This is a genomic window from Burkholderia sp. AW33-5 (genome assembly GCF_053427615.1).
Map to the genome: position 1 here is coordinate 237,582 of NZ_JBSAXA010000008.1, position 12,269 is coordinate 249,850.

At 66.0% G+C, this 12,269-nt stretch carries 11 protein-coding genes and 1 pseudogene; 6 read left to right on the top strand and 6 right to left on the bottom strand.

Going from position 1 to position 12,269, the window contains the following annotated elements; all coding sequences use genetic code 11:
- The first annotated feature begins 460 nt into the window (after positions 1–460).
- Genes ACV22V_RS16195 through ACV22V_RS16205 form a run of 3 tightly spaced genes read left to right on the top strand, consistent with a single transcriptional unit; the run spans position 461 to position 4,688 of the window.
- Complete coding sequence (locus ACV22V_RS16195; protein ID WP_448014631.1) at positions 461–3,193, top strand: xanthine dehydrogenase family protein molybdopterin-binding subunit; 2,733 nt, start codon at positions 461–463, stop codon at positions 3,191–3,193.
- Complete coding sequence (locus tag ACV22V_RS16200) at positions 3,190–3,708, top strand: (2Fe-2S)-binding protein (RefSeq protein ID WP_059690487.1); 519 nt, start codon at positions 3,190–3,192, stop codon at positions 3,706–3,708. Before ACV22V_RS16195 ends, ACV22V_RS16200 begins: the two co-directional genes overlap by 4 nt.
- Positions 3,705–4,688 carry a hypothetical protein gene (locus tag ACV22V_RS16205; RefSeq protein WP_448014633.1) on the top strand — a complete coding sequence of 328 codons (984 nt, stop codon included), beginning with the start codon at positions 3,705–3,707 and terminating at the stop codon, positions 4,686–4,688. Before ACV22V_RS16200 ends, ACV22V_RS16205 begins: the two co-directional genes overlap by 4 nt.
- Before the next feature lie 117 nt (positions 4,689–4,805).
- On the opposite strand, the gene ACV22V_RS16210 is transcribed toward ACV22V_RS16205, so the two are convergent.
- The 4 genes from ACV22V_RS16210 to ACV22V_RS16225 all read right to left on the bottom strand — a co-directional run bounded on the left by ACV22V_RS16210 (position 4,806) and on the right by ACV22V_RS16225 (position 7,471).
- Positions 4,806–5,915: an S-(hydroxymethyl)glutathione dehydrogenase/class III alcohol dehydrogenase gene (locus ACV22V_RS16210; RefSeq protein ID WP_059536073.1), complete on the bottom strand. Its 1,110-nt coding sequence runs from the start codon at positions 5,913–5,915 to the stop codon at positions 4,806–4,808.
- 58 nt (positions 5,916–5,973) lie between these two features.
- Positions 5,974–6,249 carry a formaldehyde-responsive transcriptional repressor FrmR gene (frmR, locus tag ACV22V_RS16215; RefSeq protein ID WP_006753040.1) on the bottom strand — a complete coding sequence of 92 codons (276 nt, stop codon included), beginning with the start codon at positions 6,247–6,249 and terminating at the stop codon, positions 5,974–5,976.
- Positions 6,250–6,359: 110 nt separating this feature from the next.
- Entirely contained in the window at positions 6,360–7,322 is a 963-nt protein-coding gene (locus ACV22V_RS16220; RefSeq protein WP_448014635.1) for a LysR substrate-binding domain-containing protein, read from the bottom strand.
- On the bottom strand, positions 7,319–7,471 hold the full coding sequence (locus ACV22V_RS16225; RefSeq protein WP_448014636.1) for a hypothetical protein: 153 nt from the start codon (positions 7,469–7,471) through the stop codon (positions 7,319–7,321). Before ACV22V_RS16225 ends, ACV22V_RS16220 begins: the two co-directional genes overlap by 4 nt.
- Between ACV22V_RS16225 and ACV22V_RS16230 the strand changes: the two genes are divergently transcribed.
- The 3 genes from ACV22V_RS16230 to ACV22V_RS16240 are packed head-to-tail and all read left to right on the top strand — an operon-like array spanning position 7,459 to position 10,716.
- Complete coding sequence (locus ACV22V_RS16230) at positions 7,459–8,628, top strand: M20 aminoacylase family protein (protein ID WP_448014638.1); 1,170 nt, start codon at positions 7,459–7,461, stop codon at positions 8,626–8,628. The two genes, ACV22V_RS16225 and ACV22V_RS16230, sit on opposite strands and share 13 nt — an antisense overlap.
- A gap of 53 nt (positions 8,629–8,681) precedes the next feature.
- Positions 8,682–9,476, top strand: coding sequence for an ABC transporter substrate-binding protein (locus ACV22V_RS16235; RefSeq protein ID WP_059536085.1), 795 nt, complete (start codon positions 8,682–8,684; stop codon positions 9,474–9,476).
- A 55-nt stretch (positions 9,477–9,531) separates the two neighbouring features.
- Positions 9,532–10,716, top strand: a complete 1,185-nt coding sequence (locus ACV22V_RS16240; protein WP_448014640.1) for a porin — start codon at positions 9,532–9,534, stop codon at positions 10,714–10,716.
- 252 nt (positions 10,717–10,968) lie between these two features.
- On the opposite strand, the gene ACV22V_RS16245 is transcribed toward ACV22V_RS16240, so the two are convergent.
- Together ACV22V_RS16245 and ACV22V_RS16250 are read right to left on the bottom strand one after the other, a co-directional pair.
- On the bottom strand, positions 10,969–11,547 hold the full coding sequence (locus tag ACV22V_RS16245) for a DUF4337 domain-containing protein (protein ID WP_448014651.1): 579 nt from the start codon (positions 11,545–11,547) through the stop codon (positions 10,969–10,971).
- A 206-nt stretch (positions 11,548–11,753) separates the two neighbouring features.
- Positions 11,754–12,148 (bottom strand): annotated as a pseudogene (locus ACV22V_RS16250) (transposase); the annotation flags it as partial.
- Between the last annotated feature and the right edge of the window lie 121 nt (positions 12,149–12,269).

A 12,269-nucleotide genomic window follows, 5' to 3' on the forward strand; every position in this document is an offset into this window, starting at 1 on the left:
CCGAAAATCTCCTTGAAATCGTCGATTCGAATTCCTACGATTGTTCAAAATCAGGCTTGAATGACGCCGCGAACGGGACGATCGCCCCGCGTCGCGGAAAGAACGAACACAACGCCTGAAAATCGAGCGACTGCCCGACGATACGGGCAACAGGCCAGTCAAGCACGATCGGGGCCGGGGGAATCGTGAACGAATACGCAGCGCGATGCACGCCGCCTGACGCTTCATCGAACAGGCGCCCACCCGCGCGGACCGAACCCGCGATGCCGCCGGGCTTCGGCGCGCGTCGTCTCCCTCCCGATTCCTGACGGCCGGCGCGCGCAACCGCGCCCGGAACACCGCTTTCTCACCGACATCCTGTGCATCGACGCACACGCGTATCGGGCCGCTCGCGGCCGGCGTGGCGACGCACGTCGCGCACTCGACGGACCGACATAACAATTCGAACGAGGGACGCAGCATGGCCATCCATGTGCCTGTGACACGCCGGACGTTTCTGAAGCTCGCCGGCAGCGGCGCCGTCGTCGCCGTTTCGGTTACGCATTTGCCGGCACTCGTACTCGCCGCAGGCGAGACGCAGGCCGATGCGGACGGCCCGAGCTGGGCGCCGGTGCCCGGCAAGGCGCGCTGGCGCATCGATGGCATGCCGAAGGTAACGGGCCAGAAGATCTACGCGCGCGACTTCAAGTCCCGCGACTTCGTCGGCTGGCCGCAGCAGGAAAACTGGCTTTATGCACTGCGCTGCGACCGGGTCGACGCCGTTTATCAGGGCTACGATCTCGGCGTGCTGCCGCGCGAACTGCGGCCGATCGCCATCGTCGACAACGCGTTGCTGAGCGCGCGCAGGATCAAGCTTGCACCGGGGCCCGATCCGATCGCGAACCAGGACATCTACTGGCTCGCGCGAGCGGGTTACCCGGCGGACTGCTACGGGCAACCGGCCGCGCTGTTGATCTTCGAGAACTTCGACATCTATCGCCGCGCGAGGAAGCTGCTCGATTTCAATCGCGGCGTGATCCGCTACGGCGCGCCGGTCGGCACCGGCCAGGCCGCACCGGTCGTGCCGTATTCGCCCGTGACCGTCTACGTGCGCGACGACGCGCGGCGGTTCAGCTACGTCGACAACTACCAGACCGACGGCAACGGCAAGCCGACGGCGAAATACCTGGAGGAACGTGAGGCGGCGGTCGCCAACATCGATGCGACGATCGCCAGCCACGCGGCCGCCGGCACGTGGATCGGCATTCGGGCGACGGGCGACGAGGGGTTCGAGACGCCGGCGATGGACCCGATGTTCATGGAGCCCGAAGCGGGACTCGCATGGTACGACGCGTCCGCGTCGAAGATCAGCCTCGTGCTCGGCACGCAGTCGGCGAACGACGATGCGAATGGTGCGTGTTTGCTGTTCGACGGCAGCGCCGTCGCGGTCAAGGAGGCCCAGGTCATCGCGTGCTACCCGGGCGGTGGATTCGGCGGACGCGACAAATCCTACTTCCCGCTGTATCTGGCCCTTGCGGCACCGTTTGCGAAGGGCGCGCTGCGTTGGCAGCAGTCGCGCTACGAGCAATTCCAGGTTGGCCTGAAACGCTGCGAAACGCAGTTCTCCGAATCGCTGTGGTTCGACCGCCGCGGCAAGCTCGAAGCGATCACCTGCGATTTCCTGATGAATGGCGGCGGAAAGAAGAACCTGTCGCCGTACGTCGCGCAGCTTGCCGCATTGAGCGCGATGAGCTGCTACGAGATTCCGCGGGCACGCGCGCAGGCCGCGTCGACCTACACGCGGGAAGTCTTCGGCGGTTCGCAGCGCGGCTTCGGCGGGCCGCAGGCGTTCATGGCGATCGAGACGCTGATGGACGAGGCTGCACGCCGGCTGGGGATGTCGCCGTTCGAGATCCGGCGCGCCAACCTGCTCGGCAAGGCGCCCGAGCTCGGCAAGGGCCGCGCCATCACGGGCGCGCCGATCCTGTTCGACCTGCAGCTGGACGCGCTGCTCGACCGGCTCGAACGTCATCCGTTATGGCTCGAGCGTGAGCAGATTCGTGCCGAGCGCAGCGCGCGCGGCCTCCGCTACGGCGTCGGCCTCGCGATGGCGAACGAAGCATACGGCACCTCCGGCGACGGGATGTTCGGCATGGTGCAGATCTTGCCCGACGGCAACCTGCGCGTGGTCACGCCGTACACCGACATGGGCAACGGCGCGGCCACGACGCTCGGTCTCGCGCCGGCCGAGTTTCTCGGGCAAAACGCGCAAACGATTGCGATGAGCGAGATCGGGCCGTTCAACGCGCTCGGGTTGAAGCGTTCGAGCAGTCCGCCCGACGACAGCAAGTACGTCTGCTACACCTACGGTTCGTCGAGCGCCTGTCTCGGCGCATTCCATCAGTACCACGCGGTCAAGGGCGCCGCGCAGGTGCTGTTTCTGCAGAGCGTGCTGCCCGCTGCGCGCGCGTGGTGGGGCATACCCGTGCGTGCGGAGGACGTGCGCTGGACCGACCGCGCACTCGCCGCGAACGGCCTCGCACCGATTCCGTGGGCGGCGCTGCTCGGCACGATCAGGAAGCTAGGATTACAGACGATCGCGGCCGTGCATGCGAGTTATGCCGGGTATTTCTGGAAGGGAACCTATCCGTTCGCGTCCGGCAATGCGCAGGTCGACTACGACTACGTGGCGGTCGGCCTCGATCCGTATCACCTGACGCCGTTGAAGCGCGTGCTGCAGCCGCCGCCCATCAATACGACGCTTTACGGGCGCACGACCTACGCGCCGTCGGCGACGCTCGTCGCGGTGTCCGTCGATTCGGCGACCGGGCGCGTGAAGGTCGAACGCGTGGTGACGGCGGTGAGCGTCGGCCGGCAGTTGTCGCCGGAGCTCGTGGAAGGGCAGTCGCAGGGCGCGGTCGCGATGGGTATCGGCAACGTGCTGACCGAAACCTGTCCGCTGGGGCCGGATGGGCCGGGCGGCGGCCGATGGAATCTGGATCGCTACGAGGTCACGCGGCTGCCGGACATCCCCGTGCAGGAGCTGATCGCATTACCGCCGCCCGGCGGCGATCCCGCGAATGCACGCGGCATCGCGGAAGCGGTGATGTGTCCGATCGCGCCGGCGCTGCTCAATGCGCTCGCGATGGCGACGGGGCGGCGGTTCCGGGTGACGCCCGTGACGCCGGAGAAGATTCGGGAGGCACTGCAATGAGCAATCCGGTCCGAATGATCGTCAACGGCAAGCCCGTCGAAGCGGACGCGGCCGACGCGGACATGAACCTCATCGACTTCCTGCACGAGCGGCAGGACCTGACGGGCACCAAGCTGTGCTGCGGCATCGGCGTGTGCCGCGCGTGCACGGTCGGCGTACGCAATGCGCCCGATGCGCCGATGGAAAAGACGCTGTCGTGCTCGACGCCGGTCAGCGCGATGGCGGACATGCACGTGTACACGATCGAGGGGCTCGCGCAGGGCGGCGCGCTGTCGCCGCTGCAGCAGAGCTTTCTCGAGTCGTTCGCGTTCCAGTGCGGTTACTGCGTGTCGGGTTTCCTGATGGCCGCGACCGCGATGCTCGATCATCTGCGCGCGCAGCCGGTGCACGAGCGCGATCTCGACGCGATGATCGAAACCTGGGTGGGCGGCAACATCTGTCGTTGCACCGGTTACGTGAAGTACATCGAGGCCATTCGCAAGGTGGCGATACGCTACACGAAGGGGGCGGCATGACGATGAGAACCTGCGTCGTCGCGCTGGCGACGATGCTGGCCGCACAGGTCGCGCCGCTCGCGCTCGCGGCGGCAAGCGGCGATACGTCGCTGCACGAGTATGCGCAGCAGTGCACCGACGAAATCGGCGAGATTCCCGCGTTCGACTGCAATGACGGCACCGATGTGCCGATCACCGTCAACGGCCGCGTGCCCGCGCGCTACGCGGCGCACATGACGTGCGATCGCCCGGCGCTGTTGCCCTACGACGCGCCGACGTCCGGACAGTGCACGCCGTATTCGAAGATCCTCGACCTGTCGCGCGGCGACACGCAGATCTCGGCGTTTTGCCGCCGCAAGCAGATCCGCGCGAACCGGAGCCCGTATTACGACGAAGTCGACATCGTGCTGCATCATGCGGGCAACGGCAAGACCTGCTGGTTTCATGCGGAGAAGGGCGGCACCGAGGGCATGAAAGCAGCGCGCGTGCCGCCGCCGAACGAGACGACGCCACCGCCCGACCATCCGTCCGCGGCGGAGTTCTGGTGGAAGCCGGCCGCGACCGCGACGAAGCGCTGCGTGTCGTGTCACGACGCGAGCCCGGTCATGTACAGCCCGTGGATCGGCCAGGTCTGGAACAAGGTGCCGACCGATCCGTGGGGCAAGTACGTGAATCTCGGCGCCGACTTCGCGTCGTGGACGTCGCACGCGATCAGCACGCCGGGCAATACCTGCATCGGCTGTCACCGGATCGGCGATCAGAACAGCTGCAAGATCTACGTGCCGCTGGCCGCGGGTTTGCTGCCGCCGCCGAAGGGAAGCAACGCGCGTGCGAGCCGGTATCCGATGACGCACTGGATGCCGATCGACAACAACAAGAGCCTGTATGAATGGAATGCGGCGAACGCGAAGTCGGTGAGCGACCTGCTCGAATGCTGTTCGGCGCGGGGCAAGAACGATCCGAAGTGCAGTTTCACGCCGGCGGCGCAGGCGGCCAAATAGGTCGCGCGCGGGTTGCGCGCCTGTTCCGATCGCCGGCGCGTCCGGGCCGAGCGCCTGGCGTGCCGGCGGTATCGCGCAACGAGACCGGTTACTGCGGCCGATCTCGTTGCGCGTATTTCAGAAATGCACGACGGTCCGGATGGACTTGCCTTCGTGCATCAGGTCGAACGCTTCGTTGATACCGGTGAGCGGCTTCGTGTGCGTGACGAACGGCGCCAGCTGGATCGTGCCGGCCATCGCTTCCTCGACCATGCCCGGCAGTTCGGAGCGGCCCTTCACGCCGCCGAATGCCGTACCGAGCCAGCGGCGACCGGTGACGAGCTGGAACGGGCGCGTGGAGATTTCCTGGCCGGCGCCCGCGACGCCGATGATGACGGACTGGCCCCAGCCGCGGTGCGCGCATTCGAGCGCGGCGCGCATCACGTTGACGTTGCCGATGCACTCGAAGCTGTGGTCGACGCCCCAGCCGGTCATGTCGACGATCACTTGCTGGATGGGCTTTTCGTGGTCCTTCGGATTGACGCAGTCGGTTGCGCCGAACACGCGCGCGAGGTCGAACTTGCCGGGGTTGGTGTCGATCGCGATGATGCGGCCGGCCTTCGCGAGCTTGGCGCCCTGAATCACCGCGAGGCCGATGCCGCCGAGACCGAATACGGCGACCGTATCGCCTTCCTGCACCTTCGCGGTGTTCTTCACCGCGCCGAGGCCGGTCGTGACGCCGCAGCCCAGCAGGCACACCTGCTCCGGGTTCGCGTCCGGGTTGATCTTCGCGAGCGAGACTTCGGCGACGACGGTGTATTCGCTGAAGGTCGAGCAGCCCATGTAGTGATAGATCGGCTGGCCGTTGTAGCTGAAGCGCGTGGTGCCGTCGGGCATCACGCCCTTGCCCTGCGTGGCGCGCACCGACACGCACAGATTGGTCTTGCCGCTCTTGCAGAACAGGCACTCGCCGCATTCGGCGGTGTACAGCGGAATGACGTGATCGCCGGGTTTCACGCTCGTCACGCCTTCGCCGACTTCCACCACGATGCCGGCGCCTTCGTGGCCCAGCACGGCGGGAAAGATGCCTTCCGGATCGTCGCCCGACAACGTGAAGGCATCGGTGTGACAGACGCCGGTATGGGTGATCTTGATGAGCACTTCGCCCTTGCGGGGCGGTTCGACGTCGATTTCGACGATCTGGAGCGGCTTACCCGCCTCGAACGCAACTGCGGCACGTGATTTCATGGCAATCCTGTCAAAAAAGAATCATCGAATGGCTCGGACGTCGACGAACCTGCACCGGTCAGCGCAAGTAGGACCGGACGAGGGTCACGATATCGTCGATCGATCCGGACGAGGGCCGCGGGGCGTCCGCGAGCTGGGTGAATTCCTCGCGCAAATGGCTTTCGAGCACGCCGGCCATCACGCCGTTGATCGCGCCGCGGATGGCAGCCAGTTGCTGAAGTATCGGGCCACAGTCCGCCCCCTCCTCGAGCGCTTGCTCGAGCGCGTTCAGTTGCCCGCGAACACGGCGCACGCGGGTCAGGACGCGTTTCTTTTCTTCGGGGGAATGGGGCATGGGATCGGTGGGTTCCGGATACTGGGGGGCAGTATAGAGCAATGCGGCGCGGAGGTATACGGGATCGCTGCCGGGCAGGCGCCGCGCGCGTGCGCCTGCCCGGCATACGGTCAGATCAGCAGCGTGAGCGTGCGGAACAGTGCAAGATCCTCGTTGCGCGCCGACCGCGCATGCCGCCGGATCACCTGCAGCAGGCAGTCGATGAAGCAGCGCGCGGCGTCGCTCAGCGTGCTGCTGCGGCGCGTGACGATGCCGAGTTCGCTCGGCTCGAAGGTCTCCCTGAGCGACAGCACGCGCATCCGCTCACCGAACGGCGGCACCGCCGCGAGGATCGTCGGGCACCACGTGCACATGCCGGCCTGCTCGAGCATCGTCTGCAGCATCGCGACCGACTGCGCGCGCACGATGCGTCGCTCGTCGATCCGTGCGCCGTGCCGCGTAAACAGATAGTCGACGAGCGCGGCCTGGCCGTCGGCCGACGAATTCAGCACCCAGTCGCATTCGAGCAGGTCGTGCACCGACTTCGCGCGTTCGAGCGGATGCCCGGCGCGCACCATCACCGACGTCTCGTAGCGCAGCAGCGGCTCGAACGCGAATTCCTGCGCGCCGCCGCCGGCCTGCACGTGACCCAGCGCGAAATCCATGCTGCCGTCGCGCAGCAGCGGTTGCGCGACGGCCATCAGCGCTTCGTAGAGTTCGAGGCGCACGTCGGGCATCCGCTCGCGAAACCGAAGCACGGTTTCCGCGAGGAACGTCATCGTCAGCCACGGCGTGACGCCGACGCTCAGCCGCCCCTCGACGCGCCCGCGCATGCGTTCGAGATCGCTTTGCGCATGCTCGAGCTGCTTGAGCACGAGCTTCGCGTGCGTGAGCAAGGTTTTCCCGTATTCCGTGAAGCCGATGCCTTCCGGCGCGCGCACCAGCAGCGGCAGGCGCTCGCTGGCCTCCAGCTCGCGCAGCGCGCGGCTGACGGCCGCCTGCGACAGCCCGAGCGTGCGCGCCGCGCCGCGGATGCTCCCGGCCTCCGCGCTCGCGACGAGCGCCTGCAACTGATGCAGCTTGATCGTGCTCATGGTGCGATACCCGACAACGAAAGGTTGTCATCATAACGAAACTGCGGCTGTTCGCCGGTTTTTTCGCTGCCTACGATTTCGCCACGATCCGCCATTCCGGCGATCGACAACCGGCACGCATCGAGGAGTAAAGAGGTTGGATCGAGCACGCATTCCGCCTGAAATGGCGGCCATCGAGACGGAGATGATCGCGCTGCGCCACCGGCTGCATGCGCATCCGGAGCTCGGTTTCGAGGAACACGCGACGAGCGAACTCGTCGCCGATTGCCTGACAACATGGGGTTATCGCGTCACGCGCGGACTCGGCGGCACCGGGGTGGTCGGCACGCTCACACGCGGCACGGGGAAGCGGCTCGGGCTGCGCGCGGACATGGATGCGCTGCCGATCCGCGAGTCGACCGGGCTGCCGCATGCGAGCCGGCGCGACGGCGTGATGCATGCGTGCGGCCACGACGGCCATACCGCGATGCTGCTCGCGGCCGCCCGCTGCATCGCGGAGCGCGGACGCTTCAGCGGCACGCTGAATCTGATTTTCCAGCCGGCGGAGGAAGGGCTCGGCGGCGCGAAGCGGATGATCGACGACGGGCTGTTCACGCAGTTTCCATGCGATGCCGTGTTCGCGATGCACAACGTGCCGGGGCTGCCGGCGGGCGTGCTCGGCTTCTGCGACGGCCCGGCGATGGCGTCGGCCGACGAGGTGCGTGTGCGCGTGACCGGGCAAGGCGGCCATGGCGCGGCGCCGCACACGACGATCGATCCGGTGGTGGTCTGCGCCTCGATCGTGATGGCGTTGCAGACGGTCGTGTCGCGCAACGTGAATCCACAGGAACTGGCGATCGTCACGACCGGCTCGATTCATGCCGGCACCGCATCGAACGTGATTCCGCCGCATGCGGATCTGGAGCTGAGCGTGCGGGCGCTGTCGCCGGACGTGCGCGCGCTGCTCGAACGGCGCATTCGCGCGGTCGTGCACGGGCAAGCCGACAGCTACGGCGCGACGGCCGAAATCGAGTATCGCCACGGCTATCCCGTGCTCGTCAATCACGCGGCGGAAACCGCGTTCGCCCGCGACGTCGCGCGCGAATGGGGCGGCGACGACGCGCTGATTCCGCACCTGCGGCCGATCCCGGCGAGCGAGGATTTCGCGTTCATGCTCGAGGTCTGCCCGGGCAGCTACCTGTCGATCGGCAACGGCGACGGCGTGGCCGGCTGCGGGCTGCACAACCCCGGCTACGACTTCAACGATGCGTGCCTCGCGACGGGCGCGAGTTACTGGATCGCGCTCGCCGAGCGCTACCTCGCGTGAGGCGGCCGGACCGATTCGATTTACCTTCAACGATGGAAACAAGGAGACTGGCAATGAAACAGTGGATGGCGGCGCTTGCGGTGGCGCTGACGGCAACGACGGTGGCAGGCGTCGCGCATGCCGGCGACTGGACGGGCAAGGAGATCCGCCTCGCGGTCGATCCCACGTATCCGCCGCTCGAATACAAGCAGCCCGACGGCACGCTGACCGGCTTCGGGATCGACATCACGAACGCGTTGTGCGCGGAGCTGCATGCGCGCTGCGTGTGGGTCGAGTCGAGTTTCGACGGGATGATTCCGGGGCTGCTCGCGCGCAAGTTCGACGTGATCGCGTCGTCGATGACGATCACGCCGAAGCGGATGCAGCAGATCGCGTTCACCAACCGGATCTCGAATGCGCCGGCGCGGCTGATTGCGCGCAAGGGTTCGCCGCTGCTGCCGACGGCTGCGTCGCTGAAGGGCAAGCGGGTCGGCGTCGAGCAGGGTTCCGCGCAGGCCGACTATGCGATCGCGAACTGGCAGCCGGCGGGCGTGCAGATCGAGTCGTACCAGAACCAGGATCAGGTCTATGCCGATCTCGTGACGGGGCGGCTCGACGCGGCGTTCCAGGCATCGATCGCGGCGAGCGACGGCTTCCTGAAGAAGCCGCAGGGCAAGGATTTCATGTTCGTCGGCGCGGCGATCGACGACGCGAAGTATTTCGGGCAGGGCGATGGCCTCGGGCTGCGCAAGCAGGACACCGACCTGCGCGATGCATTCAACCGCGCGCTGGCGGCGATCCTCGCGAACGGCACGTATCAGCGGATCAACCGCAAGTACTTCGACTTCGACATCTACGGCACGAAGTAAGCCGAACCGACCCGTATCGAGCGGGTAGCGACCATCATATCAATAAGGAAAACGAATGAACTGGAGATTGTTTTTCGTCGCGATGCCGGCACTTTGTGCCGCGCCGGCCTTCGCGCAGAGCAGCGTCACCCTGTACGGGCTGATCGACACGGGCATCGACTACACGAACAACGTCGGCGGCCACGGCGCATGGCAGATGGCGAGCGGCTTCGCGCAGGGCAGCCGCTGGGGTCTCAAAGGATCCGAGGATCTCGGCGGCGGCTACAGCGCGCTGTTCCAGATCGAGAACGGCTTCAACGTGAACAGCGGCACGCTCGCGCAGGGCGGCCGCATGTTCGGGCGGCAGGCTTACGTCGGGCTCGGCAGCACGCGCTTCGGCACGCTGACGCTCGGCCGGCAATATGACTCGGTCGTCGACTATCTCGCGCCGACGACCGCGAATGGCAACTGGGGTGTCTATCCGTTCTCGCATCCGCTCGACAACGACAACACCGGCAATACGTTTCGCGTGAACAACACGGTCAAGTACGCGAGCCCGGATTTTGCCGGCTTCTCGTTCGGCGGCACGTACAGCTTCAGCAACGACACCGGGTTCGCGAACAACCGGCAGTGGAGCGTCGGCGCGCAGTACGAGCAGGGCGGCCTGCTCGTCGGCGCGGCGTTCCTCAATGCGGACAACCCGGGTGCGACGGCCGGCGGCGCGATCGCGGGCTCGGGGTCGGTCGGCGCGGATGCGAACTTCGCGTCGGCGCGGCTGCGGATCTTCGGGGCGGGCGTCAACTACACGGCAGGGCCCGCGACGGTCGGGTTTGCGTATACGAACAGCAACGTCACGCGGCCGACCGCGAACGTCGGCTACCTGTTCGGCGACGAGACGATCGAACCGGTGACGGGGGCGCTCGCGGGCGGCACGGTCACGGCGATCAAGTATCAGAACTTCGAAGTGAACGGCAAATACCAGTTCACGCCGGCGTTCTTCGTGGGCGCGCAGTATGTGTATACGACCGTGCGCTATGACGCGACCACGGGCAGCGCGAAACCGAAGATCCATTCGATCGGGCTGATGGCCGACTACAACCTGTCGAAGCGCACCGACGTCTATCTGATGGGCGCGTATCAGCGGGTTGCCGGTGACGCGACCGGCTCGTCGCTCGACCAGGCGTATGTCCCGGGGGCGGCCGATCTGTCGTCGACGTCGAAGCAGTTGATGGTGCATGCGGGGATTCGGCACAAGTTCTGACCGGATCGGGATCGAAGGGCGGAACGGCGGCCGGCTTGACGTCGCCCACCCGCGCACTCGGCGGATCCGGGCATGGATCCGCCGCGTCGTGCGCGAACCGGCGGTGACAGGGGCGTCTCGCCGCTTGCGTCACCGTCCCCTTCTTCAGCTTGTCAGATGAACCGCGCTGGTTGCACGTTTGCCCCGATGCGCGCGTGACCTCGGGTATACACGGTCGGGATATGACTGGACTGCGACGGGCCTTGCCGTCAATCAAACCCCAAAGAACGCCAACCCCGCCATCACGATGCCGATTGCGGCCACGCCGATCGACAGTCCCTGCATCCATGAGCGGCGCGTGAGGATCGTGATCGCCGCAAGTGCGATCGAGATCTGGATGACGGTCGTCGCCTGCGACCACCGATGGTGTCGGTGCATCAGCGCCTCGCTCGCCGCGTTGTTCTTCTCGACTTCCTTTTCAAGCGCCTCTGCATGTGCCCGGATCGGCTCCTTGTCGGCACGGTATCGTGCGGCGTCCGCCTCGAACTGCTTCCGCCGCGGCGACGAGTCCGGGCTCAACGCCGCACCGAGTTCGGCAAGGTTCTGCTTGCTGCCCTTCGCCTGATAGTAGGCCCACTGGTTCGCAGCCTCGGTTTTCCGGATCGCGGCGTCATTCTTGTAGAGCAACGCGAGGCTTTCGTCGGCACCGCTCTGGTAGGCGGATATCGCACCGCAGCAGGCAAGCACGGCCGTCAGCACCGCGATGCGCGACGTACCTTGATCGCTGCCGTGAGCCGCATGATGTTCCGCCGCGTGGTCGTGAGGGCCATGAACTTCGTATTCTTCAGACATCCGTGACAAACCCGCAAGAGTTGAATGAACCCAGCGCCGGCCGACCGCGCGCAGACGCCCGATCGCACATGGGAGTCTGACACAGGTTTGCGCGCTGGCGATGCTTTCACGCGGCGCGCCAACCCGTCGCGTCTCGCGCCATGTCAGCAAGAGGTCCGGATTCTCGTCGGACAGCATCGCGGCTGATCAACCTTGGGCGGACGCTGGTGTTTGGACCCTGGTCGTGCGCGATCGGTGGGGTTTGGCCCAGTTATTGGCCTGCCCCAACGGCTCGCACTGACGACGAATCGACAACCGCATATGAGAAATCGAGCTGGCCGGATTCGCGCAGCGTGTCGAGCGGCAGTCCGTGCAGCTTGTCCCACCCCGGCCTGCTGCCAGTCGTGCAACCGACGCCAGCAAGTCGCTCCAGAGCCGAAACCCAACCGGTCGGCAGATGGTTCCATCGCATCCTTGTCTTCAGCACGAGCAGGGTGCCATTGAGTGCTGCACGGTCCGAGACCGGCAGACGCCCAGGGTATCGCTTGCGTCGCGGTTTGGGTGTTGGAAGTGGTGGTTCGATCAGTGCCCACAGCTCGTCATCGATGATAGGTGACGGCATTCCTTGATCCGTTGTTCAGGCATCCAAGGTTAACCGTTTCGTCGGAAAGTGAACAGCCCTTCCGGGCTCTTTTTGAACTGGCCATTTAATCAGGGTAATCGCATGAGGGGGCGTTAACAAT

Bases quoted from the DNA above. Each gene is read 5' to 3' on its own strand.
- ACV22V_RS16240 (WP_448014640.1), top strand. From the start codon at position 9,532: ATGAACTGGAGATTGTTTTTCGTCGCGATGCCGGCACTTTGTGCCGCG.
- ACV22V_RS16205 (WP_448014633.1), top strand. From the start codon at position 3,705: ATGACGATGAGAACCTGCGTCGTCGCGCTGGCGACGATGCTGGCCGCA.
- ACV22V_RS16235 (WP_059536085.1), top strand. From the start codon at position 8,682: ATGAAACAGTGGATGGCGGCGCTTGCGGTGGCGCTGACGGCAACGACG.
- ACV22V_RS16195 (WP_448014631.1), top strand. From the start codon at position 461: ATGGCCATCCATGTGCCTGTGACACGCCGGACGTTTCTGAAGCTCGCC.
- ACV22V_RS16220 (WP_448014635.1), bottom strand. From the start codon at position 7,322: ATGAGCACGATCAAGCTGCATCAGTTGCAGGCGCTCGTCGCGAGCGCG.
- ACV22V_RS16210 (WP_059536073.1), bottom strand. From the start codon at position 5,915: ATGAAATCACGTGCCGCAGTTGCGTTCGAGGCGGGTAAGCCGCTCCAG.
- ACV22V_RS16245 (WP_448014651.1), bottom strand. From the start codon at position 11,547: ATGTCTGAAGAATACGAAGTTCATGGCCCTCACGACCACGCGGCGGAA.
- ACV22V_RS16200 (WP_059690487.1), top strand. From the start codon at position 3,190: ATGAGCAATCCGGTCCGAATGATCGTCAACGGCAAGCCCGTCGAAGCG.
- frmR (WP_006753040.1), bottom strand. From the start codon at position 6,249: ATGCCCCATTCCCCCGAAGAAAAGAAACGCGTCCTGACCCGCGTGCGC.